This is a genomic window from Collinsella aerofaciens, from assembly GCF_015557435.1.
Taxonomy (GTDB): domain Bacteria; phylum Actinomycetota; class Coriobacteriia; order Coriobacteriales; family Coriobacteriaceae; genus Collinsella; species Collinsella aerofaciens_Z.
This window is the reverse complement of the sequence record NZ_JADNOH010000025.1, coordinates 1-19,020: the sequence shown is the minus strand read 5'-3', so window position 1 is coordinate 19,020 and position 19,020 is coordinate 1. Positions and strand designations below refer to the sequence as shown.

At 61.5% G+C, this 19,020-nt stretch carries 17 protein-coding genes; all 17 read left to right on the top strand.

The window, feature by feature from the left end:
• Positions 1-24: 24 nt before the first annotated feature.
• The 17 genes from I2G43_RS02110 to I2G43_RS02030 all read left to right on the top strand — a co-directional run bounded on the left by I2G43_RS02110 (position 25) and on the right by I2G43_RS02030 (position 18,882).
• Complete coding sequence (locus I2G43_RS02110; RefSeq protein ID WP_195534919.1) at positions 25-735, top strand: helix-hairpin-helix domain-containing protein; 711 nt, start codon at positions 25-27, stop codon at positions 733-735.
• Between the two features lie 101 nt (positions 736-836).
• On the top strand, positions 837-3,035 hold the full coding sequence (locus I2G43_RS02105) for a DNA internalization-related competence protein ComEC/Rec2 (RefSeq protein ID WP_195534918.1): 2,199 nt from the start codon (positions 837-839) through the stop codon (positions 3,033-3,035).
• Between the two features lie 78 nt (positions 3,036-3,113).
• Positions 3,114-4,076, top strand: a complete 963-nt coding sequence (gene holA, locus I2G43_RS02100) for a DNA polymerase III subunit delta (protein ID WP_195534917.1) — start codon at positions 3,114-3,116, stop codon at positions 4,074-4,076.
• Between the two features lie 133 nt (positions 4,077-4,209).
• A complete protein-coding gene (gene rpsT / locus I2G43_RS02095) occupies positions 4,210-4,476 on the top strand; it encodes a 30S ribosomal protein S20 (protein WP_022094714.1) in 267 nt (88 codons plus the stop codon).
• A gap of 96 nt (positions 4,477-4,572) precedes the next feature.
• On the top strand, positions 4,573-6,384 hold the full coding sequence (lepA, locus tag I2G43_RS02090) for a translation elongation factor 4 (RefSeq protein ID WP_195534916.1): 1,812 nt from the start codon (positions 4,573-4,575) through the stop codon (positions 6,382-6,384).
• Between the two features lie 4 nt (positions 6,385-6,388).
• A complete protein-coding gene (dusB, locus tag I2G43_RS02085; protein ID WP_195534915.1) occupies positions 6,389-7,432 on the top strand; it encodes a tRNA dihydrouridine synthase DusB in 1,044 nt (347 codons plus the stop codon).
• A 2-nt stretch (positions 7,433-7,434) separates the two neighbouring features.
• Positions 7,435-8,667 (top strand): radical SAM family heme chaperone HemW, encoded by a 1,233-nt coding sequence (hemW, locus tag I2G43_RS02080; protein ID WP_195534914.1) that lies wholly within the window; start codon positions 7,435-7,437, stop codon positions 8,665-8,667.
• A 58-nt stretch (positions 8,668-8,725) separates the two neighbouring features.
• Positions 8,726-9,829 carry a DnaJ domain-containing protein gene (locus tag I2G43_RS02075; RefSeq protein ID WP_195534913.1) on the top strand — a complete coding sequence of 368 codons (1,104 nt, stop codon included), beginning with the start codon at positions 8,726-8,728 and terminating at the stop codon, positions 9,827-9,829.
• Between the two features lie 81 nt (positions 9,830-9,910).
• Entirely contained in the window at positions 9,911-11,059 is a 1,149-nt protein-coding gene (gene dnaJ / locus I2G43_RS02070) for a molecular chaperone DnaJ (RefSeq protein WP_099431798.1), read from the top strand.
• A gap of 9 nt (positions 11,060-11,068) precedes the next feature.
• Positions 11,069-12,361, top strand: a complete 1,293-nt coding sequence (locus I2G43_RS02065; RefSeq protein WP_195534912.1) for a MiaB/RimO family radical SAM methylthiotransferase — start codon at positions 11,069-11,071, stop codon at positions 12,359-12,361.
• The gene (locus I2G43_RS02060) at positions 12,342-13,328 is read left to right on the top strand and encodes a PhoH family protein (RefSeq protein ID WP_195534911.1); all 987 of its coding nucleotides are present in this window, start codon (positions 12,342-12,344) and stop codon (positions 13,326-13,328) included. Before I2G43_RS02065 ends, I2G43_RS02060 begins: the two co-directional genes overlap by 20 nt.
• Complete coding sequence (gene ybeY / locus I2G43_RS02055) at positions 13,325-13,834, top strand: rRNA maturation RNase YbeY (protein ID WP_117770331.1); 510 nt, start codon at positions 13,325-13,327, stop codon at positions 13,832-13,834. The genes I2G43_RS02060 and ybeY overlap by 4 nt, the downstream gene beginning before the upstream one ends.
• Before the next feature lie 9 nt (positions 13,835-13,843).
• Complete coding sequence (locus tag I2G43_RS02050) at positions 13,844-14,221, top strand: diacylglycerol kinase family protein (RefSeq protein WP_099431794.1); 378 nt, start codon at positions 13,844-13,846, stop codon at positions 14,219-14,221.
• A 12-nt stretch (positions 14,222-14,233) separates the two neighbouring features.
• The gene (gene era, locus I2G43_RS02045; protein WP_195534910.1) at positions 14,234-15,304 is read left to right on the top strand and encodes a GTPase Era; all 1,071 of its coding nucleotides are present in this window, start codon (positions 14,234-14,236) and stop codon (positions 15,302-15,304) included.
• A gap of 15 nt (positions 15,305-15,319) precedes the next feature.
• Positions 15,320-16,069 (top strand): DNA repair protein RecO, encoded by a 750-nt coding sequence (gene recO, locus I2G43_RS02040; protein WP_161161354.1) that lies wholly within the window; start codon positions 15,320-15,322, stop codon positions 16,067-16,069.
• 138 nt (positions 16,070-16,207) lie between these two features.
• On the top strand, positions 16,208-16,486 hold the full coding sequence (gene rpsO, locus I2G43_RS02035) for a 30S ribosomal protein S15 (protein WP_035138510.1): 279 nt from the start codon (positions 16,208-16,210) through the stop codon (positions 16,484-16,486).
• A 149-nt stretch (positions 16,487-16,635) separates the two neighbouring features.
• Complete coding sequence (locus I2G43_RS02030; RefSeq protein ID WP_117639884.1) at positions 16,636-18,882, top strand: polyribonucleotide nucleotidyltransferase; 2,247 nt, start codon at positions 16,636-16,638, stop codon at positions 18,880-18,882.
• Positions 18,883-19,020 lie beyond the last annotated feature (138 nt).

Here is a 19,020-nt window from a genome sequence, read left to right as displayed (position 1 = left end):
CGATGGTGTTGGGAGGTGTTTGCTATGGCGCAGCGCGAACATCACGAACGGGTTAAACGTATGGACCGCTGGGCAGAAAAGCTGCTCGGGCATAAAGCGTTGGTGGTGGCGATTTTGGTTGTCATTGCCGCCGCGAGCGGCTTGGCGATGGCAAGTTTTAGTAGCCGCTCCAGCGGCGTGTCGTTTGAGCATAGTGATGAGGCAAGCGCCTCAGATGCGCGCGGGGCCGGGGATGCGTCTCCTGATGATGCCGATGGGTCTTCGGGCAAGAGCTCCTCTGCTGCCGAGGTGTACGTTGATGTGGATGGCGCCGTTGTGAGGCCTGGCGTGTATCGGCTCAAAGAAGGAGCACGGGTGTCCCAAGCGATCGATGCCGCCGGAGGGCTTACGGCCGAGGCGGACGTGACAGGGCTTAACCGTGCGTCCAAGATCACAGATGGCCAAAAGATTTATGTACCGACGGTGGGGGAGCAACAAGCTGCTGCGGCGGTCGGCGGGGCCGAAAGTAGTACTGCCACGACTCCTGGCGCGGGGTCTTCGTCGGGGCTCGTGAACATCAATACGGCGAGCGCGGCGGAACTGCAGACGCTCTCGGGCATTGGGCCTTCTATGGCTCAGTCGATTATCGATGAGCGGACAAAGAACGGTGCTTTTGCCTCAGTCGATGACCTGATGCGCGTATCGGGAATCGGTGAGAAGAAGCTCGCCAAAATCAAAGATTGTATCTGCGTATGAGCGCGTCCGAGCGCGAGCATGTGATGCCACCTCGGCCATTGATGCCGTGGACGATGGCCCTTTGTGCCGGCCTGTGTACGAGCTGTGGCTTGGTGCTTAACGTGGCAGCCGATTTGCTGCTGGGAGAGCGGTCGGCGCCCGTCGCATCGCTCTGGGCCATTCCCGTTGCTGCTGCGGCTTGCATCGTATTGGCTCGGTCCTGTATGCGCCTTATGCGGTGGAGACGATGGCTGTATGCCGCGGCCCTTGGCATCGTGGCGGGGTCGGTTGTGTCCGCGGGTTGGGCGATTGGGGCGCTGCGTGCTTCGAGGGCGCTGGATAATCGGGCTGCGAGCAGTCTTGAATTTGTTGTGCGCGGTGACCCGTCCATCAATGACGGTGCGTACTCCTATACCTGCGATGCGTATGCGGGCGAAAAGCGTTTAGGTCAGGTGCGGCTGTCGTGTGATCGCGAGCTCGGCGTCGGTTCGCATGTACGTGCTATCGGTCGAATTTCGCGCCTTGAGAACGATGCGTATGGGCGCTCGCGCGTACTCCGAGGCGAGGTGCGCAAGGTTAAAGCCGTTCGGATTGTGTCGGTCGATGAGGGCTCTTCGGGGCCGCTGCTTCGATTGCGAAATGGGCTGCTTGCGTCCATCGCGCCTGCGACCGACCCGGCGCGTTCGCTCATAGCCGGTGTCGTCTGCGGTCGTTCGGCCGAGCTGCGCGCCCAGCCGGCGGGCGACTGGTTTTCGGTGACGGGAACGGCGCATCTTGTCGCCGTCTCTGGCAGCCATTTGGCTATCGTGGGGTTTGTAAGCGAGGGCGTTTTACAAAAGACTCGGTGTTCACGCGGTCTTCAACGGGCGATATTGGCGATAACGCTTGTGGGTTACGCTGCCTTTACGGGCGCGTCTCCCTCGGCAGTGCGCGCGTGTTGCATGGTGTTTGCGACGCTTGTCGTAAACGGCGCGGGGCGTCGCCGGCACGGCCATTCGGCACTCTTCGTAACCATGTCCATCTTTGTGCTACTGCGGCCGACGGTGCTGTTCGAGATGGGCTTTCAGCTTTCATGTGCCAGCGTCTTAGCCATTCTGTGCTTTTGCCCCTATGTGACCTACGCTTTGGGTGAGCTGGGTGTGCCATCGGGCGTTGCCAGCATGCTTTCGGTCACGCTTTGCTCGCAACTGGCGACACTTCCCATCACCATTCCTGCCTTTGGTACGTTCTCGCTCATTGCTCCGCTGGCGAATGCGGTCATCGGTCCGGTGGTGAGTCTCCTGCTTGCTGTGTCGATCGTGCTGGTTCCCTTTTCGCTCGTGGAGCCGTTGCAAGCTTGGGCACTCGTTGTGCCCATGATTGCCGCCCGTTGCGCGCTGTTCTTTGAGCAGTTCTTTGCCGCCGTGCCGGGTGCATCCGTGAGCGTGCCACCCGATAGCATGTGGATTTACCTGGTGCCGTGTTTGCTGGCGGTTCTCCTGGTCTGGTGGCCACGTCCTCGCGCGCGACCCATGGCGGTGGGGTTGCTATGTTTGATGCTTGCTGCGGTTGTTCCGTACGTCTATTGGGATCGATTCGCGCCGCCTTCGGTGACGGTGCTCGATGTGGGGCAGGCCGATGCGATTCTGGTTCGTCTGGGTGGGACCGTGGCGCTCGTGGACTGTGGGCTCGATGAGCGCGTGGTGTCGGCGTTGGTTCGCAATAACGTCCACCATATCGACGCCGTCTTCGTGACACATTGGGACGAAGACCATTGGGGTGGTCTTCCCGATGTGCTCGATCAGTTTTCGGTTGGAACCATTGTGGTCGCGGCCGATGCGCTTGACGGTGCGCCTGCTGAGGTTCTAAATCGTCCGGGCGTAACGTATCGGCAGGTGGCTTGCGGAGACACGGTCGATATCGGCGCGTTTCGGACACGTGTGATGTGGCCGTTTGACACGGTGGATGGCGAGGGCAATGAGGACTCGCTTGTCTTGCTGCTCTCCTATGCCCAGGAAGGCAAGAGCCTGCGCGTGCTCCTCACTGGTGATGCCGAGCTCGATCAAGAGCGCGAGTTTGTACGGGAGGTGGGTGATATCGATGTGCTCAAGCTAGGGCATCACGGCTCAAAAGTTTCCGTCGACACAGACCTGCTGGGCACGCTTAAGCCCGAGCTCTCTATCGCGAGCGCCGGCGAGGGGAATCGTTACGGCCATCCGTCGGATGCCTGCATCGATGCCGTTAAGGAAGCGGGTGGTGCGTTCGCATGCACCATCGAACACGGCGACATTACCGTCGCGCCGACTGCGAAGGGCTTTGCGATGCGATGCCAGCGGCCGTGACGACATCGTTGGCGCGCGGTGGACCCCTGGGCTAAAATGGCACGGTATGAATTCGAGAGTGTGCGAGAGGGGAGCGCAATGTCCGAAACCGGTCTGCTGCCGGCATATCTGATTGTCGGTACCGATGGGGTCAAGCGCGACCACGCCGTCTCGCGTATGAAAGCTCGCTTGGAAAAGTCGGGTATGGTTGAGTTCAACCTCGATGAACGCGACATGACGAAAGATCCCGATATCGAGTCGATCATCGGCTCGCTCAATACCTTTCCCATGGGTAGCGAGTTTCGCCTGGTGATCCTCGACGGTTGCTCCAAGCTTGCCAAGGCGGTCTCGGAACCGCTTGTCGAGTACCTCGCAAGTCCCAGCCCCACGACGGTCTGTCTCATTATCGCCGACTCACTTGCCAAGAATACGCGCCTGTATAAGGCAATCGCCAAGATCGACAGGAAGGCTATCGTCGATTGCTCGGGTACCAAGCGCTGGGAACTGCCGCGCCGCGTTCAGCAGATGGCGACGCAGCACGGTAAGTCCATCTCGACGGCTGCTGCCGAGGAGCTCGTCTCGCGTTCGGGCGAAAACACGCGCATGCTCGATAACGACCTGGCAAAGCTCGCCCAGATGGTCGAGGCGCCCCAGATTGAGCTTGCCGACGTTGAGCGTTGGATCGTGCGTACGGCCGAGGTTCAGCCCTGGGACTTCCTCAACGCCGTCTCGGCTCGCGATATGCGGCGTTCGCTCGAACTCTTTAAGCTTCTGCCCTCCAAGAGCTACGTATGGACCTACACGCTGCTATGCGGTCGCATCCGTGAGCTAATCGTCGCCAAGGCGCTCGATGGGCGTGGGCAGGGGCGTGAGCTCGCCGCGACGCTCAAGCTTCAGGCCTGGCAGGTCAAGAATCACCTTACCTGGGCGCGCCGTTTTTCGATGACCGAGCTCGTTGCCGCGCTCGAGGGCGCCGTCGATGTGGAGCTCGCGCTCAAGGGCTCGGCCGATTCGGAGACCGCGCTTTTGCTCTGGATTACGAACATCTTGAGAAAATCGTGATGATACCTGCCTATTTGACAAATTCGTTCTATCCCTTTGAGGGGGAGCGTGCTATAGTAGGCGCTTGCATGACCTCACCGTGTCTCAGAGGTGTCATACATTTTTTGCAAGGAACTCGAAAGGAACTCCAGAAGTGGCAAACATCAAGTCTCAGAAGAAGCGTATCCGCACCAATGAGGCAGCTCGCATGCGTAACAAGGCTGTCAAGTCCGAGCTCAAGACGCTGACCAAGCACGTCCAGTCCGCCGTCGCCGAGGGCGACGCCGAGAAGGCCCAGGCTGCCCTCAAGACCGTCACCAAGCGTCTCGACATGGCTGCCGCCAAGCATGTTATCCACAAGAACCAGGCTTCCAACCGCAAGTCCGGTCTTGCCAAGCTCGTGAACAGCATCAACGCCTAAGTTGTAAATTTCACACCACACAGATTACGCGCATAAATGGAGCCTGTTTTATGGAACAGGCTCCATTTTTTGTACCGCTCGGGTAAGATAGTCCGCATGAATACTTCAATTGACATTTCCCACATCCGTAACTTCTCGATCGTTGCGCATATCGACCATGGCAAGTCCACGATCAGTGACCGCATCCTCGAGCTCACCCATACCGTCGATGAGCGCGACATGGAGTCTCAGCTGCTTGACACGATGGACATCGAGCGCGAGCGCGGCATCACGATCAAGTCCAATGCCGTCCGCGTGTCCTATGACGCCGACGACGGCGAGACGTATCAGTTCAACTTGATCGATACGCCGGGCCACGTGGACTTTACCTACGAGGTCTCGCGTTCGCTGGCCGCTTGCGAGGGTGCGGTGCTCGTCGTGGACGCCACTCAGGGCGTCGAGGCGCAGACCGTTTCCAACGCGACGCTTGCCATGAACGCCAACTTGGACATTGTTCCGGCCATCAATAAGATCGACCTTCCCTCGGCGCACCCCGACGAGGTTAAGACCGAGATCGAAGACGATCTGGCCATTCCCGCCGACGATGCCGTGTGCGTGTCGGGCAAGACCGGCGAGGGCATTCACGATCTGCTGGAGTCCATCGTCTTTTTGATCTCGCCTCCCAAGGGCGATGCAAATGGCCCTCTCAAGGCACTGATTCTGGATTCGTACTTCGATGAGTACCGCGGCGTCGTCGCCACGGTGCGTGTCTTTGACGGTTCCATCAAAAAGGGCGATACCCTGCGCATGATGCAGGCCAAGGGCGACTTCTTGGTCGACGGCGTGGGCGTCAAGCGCCCTGCCGAGACGCCGGTCGATGCTCTGACCGTCGGCGAGGTCGGTTATGTGGTCACGGGTCTGAAGGACCCCGAGGCTGTGCGCGTGGGCGATACCCTTACGTGGGCTTCGAACCCCTGCCCCGAGCCGCTACCGGGCTACCGTGAGGCCAAGCCCATGGTCTACACGGGCCTGTTCCCCATCGACAACAAGGACTACGAGAACCTGCGCGACGCGCTCGATAAGTTGCACGTCAACGATCCGTCGTTGGTGTGGGAGCCTGAGACGTCGGTGGCGCTGGGCTTTGGTTTCCGCGTGGGCTTCCTGGGCCTGCTGCACATGGAGGTCGTCAAGGAGCGCCTGGAGCGCGAGTTCAATCTGGACCTGATCGCCACGAGCCCCTCGGTCGACTACCACGTGTACAAGACTGACGGCGAGATGCTCGATGTCCGCAGCCCGCAGGATCTGCCCGAGGCCACGCGCATCGAGCGCATCGAAGAGCCCTACCTCAAGGCAAAGATCATCTGCCCGCCCGAGTATACGGGTGCCGTCATGCAGCTCGCTATCGAGCACCGTGGCGTCACGACCGATATGATCCACCTGACGAGCAAATCGGTCGAGATGCGTTTTGATATGCCGCTCGCCGAGCTCATCTTGGACTTTTTCGATCAGCTCAAGAGCCGCACCAAGGGTTATGCCTCGCTCGACTACGAGTTCAACGAATATCGTCCCTCCGAGCTCGTCAAGCTCGATATCCTGCTTTCGGGCGACGAGGTGGACGCACTGTCGTTTATCGTGCACAAGGATAAGGCTTATGGCCTGGCCCGCGGCCTGTGCGACAAGCTCAAGGAGATTATCCCGCGGCAGCTGTTCGAGGTACCTATCCAGGGCGCCATCGGCAACAAGATCATCGCCCGCTCCACCGTTAAGGCGCGCCGTAAGGACGTGTTGGCCAAGTGTTACGGCGGCGATATCTCGCGAAAGCGCAAGCTGCTCGAGAAGCAGAAAGAGGGCAAGAAGCGCATGAAGGCCATCGGCTCGGTCGAGGTTCCGCAGGAGGCCTTTATGGCGATTCTCAAGGTGGACGAGTAGGTCCATGGCGCTTTCTGAATACAGCAAGCGGCTGCTGGGTGCTTATGCCGAGCAGCCGTTCCTTATGGCTCCCATGGCGGGCGTAACCGACCCCGCCTATCGCATCATGTGTCGCCGCCGCGGTGCCAACCTTGCCTACAGCGAGATGGTGAGCGTGGCGGGCCTTGCCTATGCCAGCAACAAGACCTGGCGCCTGGTGCTACCGGCCGACGAGGAGCAGCAGATTTGCGTGCAACTCTTTGGCTCCAAGCCCGATCAGTTTGCGAGCGCCGTCGCTGCCGTCGAGGAGCGCGTTGGCGATCGCCTGTCGCTCATCGATATCAATATGGCATGCCCCGCCCGCAAGGTTGTTACCAAGGGCGAGGGCTCGGCGCTCATGCGCACGCCCTACCTGGCGGAGAAGATCGTCGAGGCCACGGTGGGCGCGGCGCACGTGCCCGTGACCGTCAAGATTCGCAAAGGCTTTTATGCCGAGGACCGCAATGCCGCGACATTTGCCCAGATGCTTGAGGGCGCAGGGGCTGCCGCAGTCGCCGTGCATGGTCGTTGCGCCACGCAGCTCTATACGGGCCAGGCCGATTGGTCGGTCGTCGATGAGGTTGCCGACGCCGTTGAGATTCCCGTGATCGGTTCGGGCGATGTGTTCTCGGCCGAGGATGCCGCGGAGCATCTGCGCAACTCGGGTGCCAGCGCGGTGTTTATCGCGCGCGGTATCTACGGTAATCCCTGGGTCTTTGGTGATGCTCGCGCTCTTGCGCTCGATGGCATACCGGTGCCGCCGCGCAGCTCGGTCGAGCGCCTGGACGCCCTGCGTGAGCACCTAACGCTGACGCATGAGCTCCTGCCGCTCATGTCGCGTGCCCGCACGTATGCAAGTTGGTACTTAAAAGGCATGCCCCATGCCGCCGCTTGGCGTGCCCATGTGGTGCGCTGCTCCACGTATGAGGAGTTTATGGCGCTGGTCGATGAGATCGAGCATGATGTGGTGGCCTGCGAGGCTGCCCTTGCCGCCGGCGAATCGGTGCCCCCTCATCCGCTGGAGGCTTAAGGGTGGCCGTTACCGCGCTGTACGTGCACGTGCCGTTCTGTGCCCAAAAGTGCCGCTACTGCGACTTCGACTCGCGCAGCTTTGCTTCGTGTGATTTGGATGCCGTGCTCGATTCCTATTTTGAGCAGTTGTACGCGCGCCTCGATGCTTTTGGCAAGGCTGGGGCCCTCGACCAGATTCGCACCGTCTATGTTGGCGGCGGTACGCCGTCGCTGGCGGGGGAGCGCCTGGTGGAGCTGGCGCGGCGTATTCGTGCGTGGTGCGCCCCCGTTGAGTTTACCTGCGAGGCCAATCCCGAATCGCTGACCGCCGAGCTTGCCGCTGCGCTTGCCAAGGTTGGTGTCACACGCGTCTCTCTGGGCGTGCAAACGCTCGATAACGCCGAACTTACCGCCATCGGCCGCATTCACGATGCCGATCGGGCGCTCTCCGCCATCGCGACGGTCAAGAACGCTGGGCTCGACGTGTCGTGCGACCTTATGTGCGGACTTCCCGGGCAGACCGCAGCGAGTTGGAAGCGTACGCTCGATGGCGTGCTGGCGGCGGCTCCGCATCATGTGTCGGTCTACCCGCTCACGCTCGAGGAGGGGACGCCCCTTTATCGCATGGCGTGCCGTGACGAGTCGCTCGAGCCTGATGAGGATTTTCAGGCCGCATGCATGGACGTGGCACGCGAGCTCCTGGGTGCCGCCGGCTATCACCCGTATGAGGTGGCGAGCTACGCGCTCGACGGCCATGAGTGCGCCCATAACATTGCCTACTGGACCGGACGGGGCTACCTGGGCCTGGGGCGTTCTGCCGCGGGCATGCTCGACGCCGCGGATTTCGACCGTCTTGCAGGTTTGTTCCCCGGTGTTTCTTCTCGAGGCGATGCGTACCGCGTGCGTCTGGTGCAACGTGACGATGACGCGACGGCGTTTGAGGCCGAACATCTGTCGCAGCGCCAGGCTGCGGCCGAAGACCTGATGCTCGCCTGTCGCATGACGCGCGGTGTCGCGTCCGACCTGTTGGTTCGCGCGGCTCGTGTCATCCCGGCCGATGGGCTGACAGCCGCTTGCGATCGCGCGCTCGAATTGGGTCTTGCCACTTGGGTGCCTGAGACGCTCGGGGTCCATGAGGGACCCTTTACTTCGGCAGATGTCGTCGCGGGCCATGTTCGAGCTCGTCTGGCGCCGACCCACCTGGGCTGGCTCGATGGAAATGTTCTGTTCGAGCTGTTTTGGGATCTAGCTTAGGCCGCTCGGGTAGAATTACCGGAATATATACGCTGCTGTGAGCAGGAGGTTGCCGCGCATGGCGACGATGAACGAAAAAGATTACTACGAGATTCTGGGTGTCTCCAAGGATGCCACCTCGCGTGATATTCAAAAGGCCTTCCAACAAAAGGCCCGCAAGCTCCATCCGGACGTCAACAAAGAGCCGGATGCCGAGGAAAAGTTTAAAGAGGTTTCCGAGGCCTACGCCGTGCTTTCGGATGAGCAAAAACGTGCGCGCTACGACGCCATGCGTTCTGGCAATCCCTTCGCCGGTGCTCCTACGGCTTCGCCCTATGGTGGCGGCTACGCCGGCAGCGCAGGCTATGGCAATCCTTTTGAGGGCGGCTTTCCTTTTGGCGGCGCCTGGGGCCAGCAGCGTCGCGGGCAGGCTGCCTACAATCCCGAGAACGGCGCCAACGTGGTCGTCGATATCAAACTCGACGCGAAGGAGGCCAAGGGCGGTGCCCGCAAGACCGTCCGCTACACGCGCTTCGATACCTGTAGCAACTGCGGCGGCTCGGGCTCCGTTTCGTCTGAGCATGCCCATACCTGCCCGAGCTGTGGCGGCCGCGGCCACATCGATGTCGACCTGTCCTTCCTGTTTGGTGCGGGCACGTTCCAGTCGGTCTGCCCCGAGTGCGGCGGTTCCGGTAAGGTCGTGGCCGACCCCTGCCCCGATTGCGGTGGCAGCGGTCGTACTCGCGTAACCTCCGAGCAGACGATTGAGTTTCCTGCCGGCACTCACGATGGCGACGAGGTCCGCATCAGCGGCATGGGTCATGCTGGCACCAACGGTGCCGCGGGCGGCGACCTGGTCGGCCGCGCCCATGTTGAGGCCGAGCGCTTGGAAGGCAAAGCTCGTACCGGTTTTTACCTGATGGGCATCGTGGCGCCGTTTTTGGTACTCTCGGCCATCTCGGGCGTGTTCTCTGCCTTTGCCGTGATGTGCTTTATTCCGTTTACCATGGGCCTGTTCATGGTGCTTTCGGACGGTGTGCTTCATCGCAGTCTGCTGTGGTGGAAGCGCGGTGCGATGCAGTTTGCCAACGGTTTTGCCAACGGCTTTATGTTCGCGCTCGTGTCGGTTTGGTTCGCGAGCTGCTCGCAACGGGCCATGCTTTCGCCGTACCAAATGCAATAACATCAAACCCTCTGTTTGCGGTCGGCCCAGCTTGGGTATAGGACGCACTGTGACAATATTGAAAGTCGGAAGGATTCGGTCGTGTCGGAAAATAGGGATTACTACGAGGTGCTTGGCGTCGACAGGGATGCCGACGCGCGGACGATCAAGCGTGCGTTTCTAAAGAAGGCCCGTACCGTACATCCGGATGTTTCGGACGACCCCGAGGCCGAGGCCAAGTTTAAGGAGCTCAACGAGGCCTATTCCGTTCTTTCCGATGAGCAGAAGCGTGCTAACTACGACCGTTACGGCACTGCCGACGGCCCTGGTGGTTCGGGCTACGTCGATATCAACGATATCTTTGGTGGCATGGGCATGGACGACTTGTTCTCGTCGTTCTTTGGCGGCGGTGCCGGCGGTGGCGCCCGCAGCCGTCGTGAGCGTCGTCGCGGACGTGACATGGCCATCTCGCTTTCGGTGACGCTCGAGGAGGCGGCGCTCGGCTGCAAAAAGACGATCAGCTATGACCGCCTTGCTCCTTGCGAGGACTGCAACGGCACCGGTAGGGCAGAGGGCGCACAGGAAAAGCAGTGCGGCCGCTGCCACGGTACGGGCTACGTCACGACGGTTCAGCGTTCGTTCCTGGGCCAGGTTCAGTCTTCCTCGCCTTGCCCCGACTGCCATGGCGAGGGCACGGTCATCGACCATCCCTGCGAGACCTGCGACGGTCAGGGCCGCACGCCTTCGCATGAAAAGATCGACATCGATATTCCCGCCGGCGTTTCGACCGGTCGCCAGCTGCGTGTGAGCGGCTTTGGCGAGGCCGGCCTTCGCGGCGAGCCTTCGGGCGACCTGATTGTCAACGTGCGCGTTGCCGACCATGAGCGCTTTAAGCGCAACGGTGACGACCTGTACCTGGTGAGCGATATCTCGATTGCGCAGGCTGCGCTCGGCTGCGAGATCGAGGTCGAGGGCATTATGCCCGACGAGGTCGTTAAGGTGACGGTTCCCGCCGGCGCCCAGTACGGTGATACCGTGAGCGTCAATAATTACGGCATGCCGCGCATTGGCGGTGGCGGTTCGCGTGGCCGCCTGATCGTGCAACTGCGCGTGGTCGTTCCCACCAATCTTTCCAATAAGCAGCGCGAGCTGCTCCGTGCTTTTGCCGATGAGATGGGCGATGACGTCGCTTCCGGTAAGAAGTCGGTGACCGACCGTATCAAGAGTGCCCTCGACGATATCCTCGATTAAGGAGCCCGCGTGCTCGCACCCCATATTTCCGTCGTCAACCTCGGCTGCCGTGTCAACCGGGTTGAGTCTGACCGTATCACTGCCGATCTTATGCGCCTGGGCTTTGCTATTGTGGAGCCCCAGGATGCCGATCTGATCGTCATTAACACCTGTGCCGTTACGGGCGAGGCTGAGGCCAAGACCCGTAAGGCCGTTCGTCATGCGCTGGCCCATCCAAACGAGCCCTATGTGATCGTGACCGGATGCGTGGTTAATTTGCATCCCGAGGAGCTGCTGGAGCTTTCGGATCGCGTGATCGCCGAGCCGTCCAAGATCGATGTCGCCGAACGTGTCTGCGAGGTGCTGGGCGTTGAGTCCGATAGCGTTCCCGCCTGCAGCGATGGCGAGGTGGTCGATGCGCTCGGTCGCTCTCGCCTGGGCGTGAAGATACAGGACGGCTGCAACCATCGCTGCACCTATTGCATTGTGTGGAAGGCGCGCGGCCCCGAGCGTTCCGTGCCCGTCGAGTCCGTGCTCGAGCAAGTTCGCGAGGCCCAGGAGGCCGGCGTACCCGAGGTGGTGCTGACCGGTGTGAACCTGGGTGCCTACGATGGCAAGAGCGCGACCGACGAGCATGTCGAAATCGATGAGCTGCTCGAGGCCATCATGGAGCGCACGTCTATTCCGCATGTGCGCATTTCCTCGGTCGAGCCCATGGATATCTCCGAGCGCCTGCTTAAGGTTATGGCGCGCTACCCGCAGCGTATCGCCCCGTTTTTGCACCTGCCCGTGCAGTCCGGCTGCACGGCGACCCTGCATCGCATGGGCCGTCCCTATAGCGCCGAGGCCTTTGAGGACACGGTGCGTATGATTCGCGCCAACTTGCCCCAGGCGTCTCTTTCGTGCGATGTCATCGTCGGTTTTCCTGGTGAGACGGACGAGGAGTTCGAGGAGTCGCTGGCGCTGTGCCGTCGTGTGGGTTTCTCGCGTATGCACGTGTTCCGCTATAGCAAGCGTCCCGGTACCCTTGCTGCCGATATGCCCGACCAGGTGCCGCCCGAGGTTATGGCCGAGCGCAGCCGTCGTATGCGAGCCGCGGCGCAGGAACTCGCCATTGCCGACGCTCGTCGTCGCGTGGGCACCGTCGAGCGTGCCGTCCTCGAGTACGGCGACAACCTGACGCTCGGTTCGTTCCATCATGCCCGTCTTGACGATACCTGTGGACTTACAGCCCCGTGCCTGCTCGATGTTGCTATCATCGGAGTCGATGATTCCGGCTTGGTCCATGCGCGCAGGGAGGTTCATGGAAGCCTCGAAGATTAGACTTACCGTTCCCGAGGGAATTGATCCCTCGTGCGTTTTGGGCGCCGGCGACGGCGTCCTTCGTGCGCTCGAGAGCTTGGTTCGCGCCCATGTGGTCGCCCGTGGCGATAGCATCGCCGTGAGCGGTGACCCGGATGAGGTCGAACTCGTGGCGCGTTTTTTCGAACATGCTTTTCGCGAGGCGGCTGCCGGGCGCACGCTGTCTGCCGACGATGTCTCGCGCTGTCTGGCCGTTCTGCGCGACGGTGAGCACGAGGCTACGTCGCTTCGCGATGACGTGCTGCTTTCGTATCGCGGTCGTGCCATTCGCCCCAAAACGCTCGGCCAAAAGCGCTATGTGGATGCCATTCGCTCGCATACCATCACGTTTGGCCTGGGTCCTGCCGGTACCGGTAAGACCTATCTGGCCATGGCGCTCGCCGTTGCCGCGCTCAAGCGTCACGAGGTGGGCCGTCTGATCTTGACGCGTCCGGTTGTCGAGGCGGGGGAGAATCTGGGCTTTTTGCCCGGTACCCTTGAGGAAAAGATCGACCCCTACATGCGTCCGCTCTACGACGCCCTTTTTGACATGATGGATCGCGAGCGCACCGATGAGCTTATGGAGCGTGGCGTGATCGAGATCGCCCCGCTTGCCTACATGCGCGGCCGCACACTGAGTGATGCCTTCGTGGTGCTCGACGAGGCGCAAAATACCACGCCCGAGCAGATGAAGATGTTCCTGACACGCCTTGGGTTCAACTCCAAGTTCGTGATTACCGGCGACCTGAGCCAGCGCGACCTGGTGGGTCGTCGTGGCGGTCTTGCTGACGTTGAGCAGATTTTGGGCCGTGTCGACGATGTCGCATTTTCTCACCTCGAGCGTGCCGACGTGGTGCGCCATGCCCTGGTGGGTCGTATCGTCGAGGCATATGAAGCTTATGATGACGTGCGCGAGCAGCGCCCGCGCGACCGAAAGGAGTCCCGTTGAGTGTATTGATCAGCAACGATGCCGAGCTCGATACGCTGCTCGACGCGCAGGAGGTGGAGCACATCTGCGAGGTTGTGCTTGCCGCCGAGGGCGTTGAACGTGGAGTCGAGATTTCCCTTTCGTATGTCGACGAGGACGAGATGCACGAGCTCAACCACGAGTGGCGCGGTATCGACCGCACCACCGATGTGCTTTCGTTTGAGTGCGATTCGGCCTTCGACGATGACATTCCCGCCGATGAGACGCTCGAGCTCGGCGATATTATCTTGGCCCCGCAGGTTATTGCCCGTCAGGCCCCCGGTTTTGGCAATAGCCCCGCTGACGAGTGCCGCCTGATGCTCGTACACGGCATGCTGCACCTGCTGGGCTATGACCACATCGAGGACGACGAGGCCGAGGTTATGGAGGCCCGCGAGGACGCCATCCTGCGCGATCTGGCACTCGAGCGCGGCGAGGACCCCAAGCTAGTCCACGTCGGCCCCATCACCAACCACGCCCACGACTAGGAGCCGTCTATGATTCCCGGATCGAACAAGGACCATCCGTCCTTCTTAAAGTCGTTTTCCTACGCCATGGAGGGCTTCGTTACCGCCGTCAAGACCGAGCGCAACATTAAGGTCATGCTCGTGGCGGGCGTGTGTACCGTCATCGCCGGCTGTATCGTGGGGCTCGACATTGCCGAGTGGGCCACGATTATCATCTGTTGTGGCCTGGTGATTCACGGCGAGCTGTGCAACACCGCTATGGAGGCTATCGTCGACCTAGCGACCCAGGAGCTCCATCCGCTGGCCAAGCGTGCGAAGGACATCGCCGCCGCCTCTGTATACGTTCTTTCCATCACCGCCGCGATTGTGGGCTTGCTTGTCTTTGCCCACGCGCTCGGCTTTATTTAGAAAGGGATTCCCATGTCCGACAATATGCAGCCTACCGATGAGATTTTGGATGACGAGGTCCTGGACGAGGCTGAAGGTGCCGATTCGTTTGACGAGGCCGAGGAGTTCGACCCGTTTGAGGGCATGAGCGACGAGGAACTCGACTCCCTGTGCGACGAGGACGACGGTCCTATGGGCTTTGGCGACGTGGAGCCCGGTTTCCGCAGCGGTTTTGTGGCCCTGGTCGGTCGTCCCAACGCCGGCAAGTCCACGCTGCTCAACGCCTGCTATGGCAAAAAGGTCGCCATCACCTCGCCGGTGGCACAGACGACCCGCCGTCGCATGCGCGCCGTCGTCAACCGTCCCGGCTACCAGCTGGTCTTTGTCGATACCCCGGGTATTCATAAGCCCAAGGACGGCCTGGGGTCCGAGCTCAACAAGAGCGCACTGTTCGAGTTGAACGATGTCGACGTCGTCGCGTTTTTGATTGATGCCACCAAGCCGATCGGCAGGGGAGACGCCTGGGTTGCCGAGCGCGTCAGATGCGCTCGTTCCAAGAAGGTCCTGGTGCTCACCAAGGCCGATGAGGCCGACCCCGCACAGGTCATGGAGCAGCTTAAGGCTGCCCACGAGCTCATGGAATATGACGACGAGATCGTGACGTCATCGGTCAAGAACTTCAACGTCGATGCCTTTATCGAGACCGTTGCGCACTTTTTGCCCGAAGGTCCGCGTTGGTTCCCCGAGGACATGGGTACCGACGCTTCCGATGAGACGCTCGTTGCCGAGTTTGTGCGCGAAAAGGTTTTGCGCCGCACTCGTGATGAGATCCCGCACTCCGTTGGCGTGATCTGCGATGCGCTCGAGCAGACCAAGAAGGTGCTGCGCGTGCACGCCACCATTTACGTCGAACGAGAGGGCCAGAAGGGCATCATCATCGGCAAGGGCGGCGAGATGATCAAGCATATCGGTATCGACGCCCGTCGCGATCTTGAGCGCATTTTTGGCACGCAGGTCTTTTTGGAGCTGGACGTGAAGGTCAAGGCCGGCTGGCGTGACGACGAGGCCCAGATTCGCCGCTTTGGCTACAACGCCGAGGACTAAGGACGCGCGGCGCGCATGGCAGGCTCCCGGACATATCGCACCAAGGTGCTCGTCCTCGACAAGACGAAGCTTAAAGAGACGGACCTGATCCTGACGATGCTTGACGAGCGGGGTCGGCAGGTTCGTGCCGTGGCAAAGGGCGCCCGCAAACCCGGTGGGCGCCTGGCTGCGCGCTGCGAGCTGTTCTGTACCGTCGATATGCTGCTCGCGCATGGACGGTCGCTCGACGTGGTTTCCCAGGCCGAGCTTATGGAGGCGCCGCTCAGCGCTACGCCCGATTACGAGACGACCTGCGCCGCAAGCGCGATCGCCGAGGTCGCGCGCGTATGCTCGTTCGAGGACGCTGAGGACCCGTTCACCTTTGCCATCACGCAGCGAGCGCTTGCCCTGGCGGGCAGCGGGCTCGACACAGCGCACATGGATCTACTTGTGGCGGCATATGTCTTTAAGCTGCTGTCGCACGTTGGCTATCGACCCGATTTTTCGGCCTGCGTGCTGTGCGGAGACCCCATGCTGTCGTATTTTTCAGCCCAGGCGGGCGGTCTCATGTGCGGGTCGTGCGCGTCGAGCGTTCCAGGTGCCGAACTGGTGTCGACCGGTGAGACCGCATGGCTGCGCGCCCTCATGTCCATGACCTTCGATGCGCTCATGGCCGAGCGAATCGACCCGCATACGGCGGCATTCCTGCTCGGGCTTTCGCATGTTTGGGCTGCGACGCACACCGATCAGCGCCTCCGCGCGATGGAATTCATGTTGGGTCGGTGATGATGCGCAGGCGCGGGCTGCTTGTGGTAACATACCGACCTGTTGGTACCTCGACCTTGGTTGTTCGCTCCACCGGCGGCTTCCCAGTCCGAGGCGAATCGAGTCGCCCGTGGGCGACGCAAAACGAAAGGTGAAACAATGACTGTTTCCAAAGAGCGCAAGGCGGAGCTGACTGCCCAGTTCGGTAACACCCCGGTCGACACCGGCAACCCCAAGGTTCAGGTCGCCATCCTGTCCGAGCGCATCAAGGAGCTGACCGAGCACATGAAGTCCCACCAGAAGGACTTCCACACCCGTCGTGGCCTGCTCATGCTCGTCGGCCGTCGTCGTCGTCTTCTCTCCTACATCAAGAAGAACGACATCGTCGAGTACCGTGAGCTCATCAAGGCTCTGGGCATCCGCGACAACATCCAGTAGGATTTGTACATGCTAAGAGCGTCCTGCGCAGCGGGGCGCTCTTTTTGTGTAAGGGCGCGAACAATCACGCTCTGAAGCGTGGCGGGGGCAGGGGGCCCGCGTCACATGAGAAGCCCGCAGACAAGGGGTCTGCGGGGTTAAGGAGAACAATGACACTCGTATCCAAGACCTTTGAGCTGTACGGCAAGACCTACACCTTTGAGTCGGGCGAGCTTGCCAAGCAGGCCACCGGCGCCTGCCTGGTCAAGCAGGGCGACACCACGATGCTCGACACCGTGGTCGTCTCCAAGGAGCGTAAGAACTACGACTTCTTCCCGCTGACCGTCGACTTCAACGAGAAGATGTACGCCGCCGGCCGCATCCCGGGTGGCTACCTCAAGCGTGAGGGCCGTCCCAGCGAGAAGGCCACGCTCACCGCGCGCATGATCGACCGTCCGATTCGCCCGAGCTTCCCGGACGGCTTCCGCAACGAGGTGCACATCGTCGCTACCTCGCTCGTCGCCGACCAGGTCAATCCCTTCGATGTCATCAACGTCATGGGTGCTTCCCTGGCCATGACGCTCGGCGGCGTGCCCTTCGAGGGTCCGCTTGCCTGCGTGCGCATCGGCCGCAACGTGGAGACCGGCGAGTTTATCGTCAACCCCACCTACGAGGAGCGCGAGAACTCCGATCTGGACCTGGAGCTGGGCGGCTCTGCCGACTTCATCTCGATGGTCGAGGCCGGCGCCGAGGAGATCTCCGAGGACGACATGCTCGCCGCCATGAAGTTTGGCCAGGAGGCCCTTGCTGCCTTCTGCCAGGCTCAGGACGAGTTCGTTGCCGAGTGGGAGCAGGTCAACGGTGCCATCGTCAAGAAGGAGTACCCGCTCGATCAGCCCGTCGAGGAGGTCCAGGAGCGCATCTTCGCCCACTACGACGAGATGGCAGCCGCCCTTCGCGATGCCGACAAGCTTTCCCGTATCGGTAAGGTCGAGGCTCTGAAGGAGTCCATCCGCGCCGAGTTCACCGAGGAGGAGCAGGCCGCTTGGGAGCGCGAGATCCCCGTGGCGCTCAAGAAGCTTGAGAAGAAGGCCATGCGCACCATGGTCGTCGAGACCGGCGAGCGCGTCGACGGCCGTGCCGCCGACGAGATTCGCCCCATCATGGTGAAGGATAACTACCTGCCTCTCGTTCACGGCTCCGGCCTGTTCCAGCGCGGCCAGACCCAGGTGCTCTCCGTCCTGTCACTCGGTATGCTCAACGAGGGCCAGCGTCTGGATACTATTGAGCCCACCGAGGGCAAGCGCTACATGCACCACTACAACTTCCCGCCGTTCTGCACCGGCGAGACCGGCCGCATGGGCAGCCCCAAGCGCCGCGAGATCGGCCATGGCAACCTGGCCGAGCGCGCCCTGCTTCCGGTGCTCCCCGACGAGAACGAGTTCCCTTATGCCATCCGCGTCGTCTCCGAGGTCATGGAGTCCAACGGTTCCTCTTCGATGGCTTCGACCTGCGGCTCCACGCTCGCCCTTATGGACGGCGGCGTGCCCATTAAGCGCCCGGTCTCCGGTATCGCCATGGGCCTGATCCAGGAGGAGGGCAAGACCGTGGTCCTGTCCGACATCCAGGGTCTCGAGGACTTCCTGGGCGACATGGACTTTAAGGTCACCGGCACCACCGAGGGCATCACCGCCCTGCAGATGGACAACAAGGCCACCGGCCTTACCTTCGACATCCTGGCCCGCGCCCTGCAGCAGGCCAAGGAGGGTCGCGCCTTCATCCTGCAGAAGATGCTCGATGTGATCCCCGAGCCGCGCCACACTACGCGCAGCACCGCTCCGCGCATCGTTTCCATCCAGGTTCCGACCGACAAGATTCGCGACGTCATCGGTTCCGGCGGCAAGGTCATTCGCGGCATCCAGGACGAGACCGGCGCCTCGGTCGACATCCAGGAGGACGGCACCGTCTTTGTCGGCGGCACCGGCGAGTCCGTCGACCAGGCTGTCGAGCGCATCAAGCTCATCATCAAGGTTCCCGAGCCGGGCGAGGAGTACACCGGTCGCGTGGTTTCCATCCAGCCCTTCGGCGCGTTCGTGAATCTGCTGCCCGGCAAGGACGGCCTGCTGCACATCTCCCGCGTTGCCAAGGGCCGCGTGGAGAAGGTCGAGGACGTCCTCAACGTGGGCGACGAGGTCAAGGTCGTCGTCATCGAGGTCGACGATCGCGGTAAGATCTCGCTCGATCGCCTTGACAAGCCCGAGGCCCCGGCTCGCGCCGAGGGTGCCTCCGAGGGCGACGGCGAGCACTTCCAGCGCCGTGAGCGTCCGCGTCGCGAGCGCTCCGAGCGCAGCGACCGTCCGCGCCGTCCCGGCGACAACGGAGGCCGCAAGCCCCGCCGTCACCACGACGCCGAGTAACAGCTAAACATAAGCAGCTCAACAAGGGCGACTCCGGACAGGGGTCGCCCTTTTGCTTGCGCCCGGGAGGGCCGCATATGAAGTTTCCTGCTCTACAGTCCTGCGCAAGACGGAAAGCACATTAAGTGCTTTCCTTTG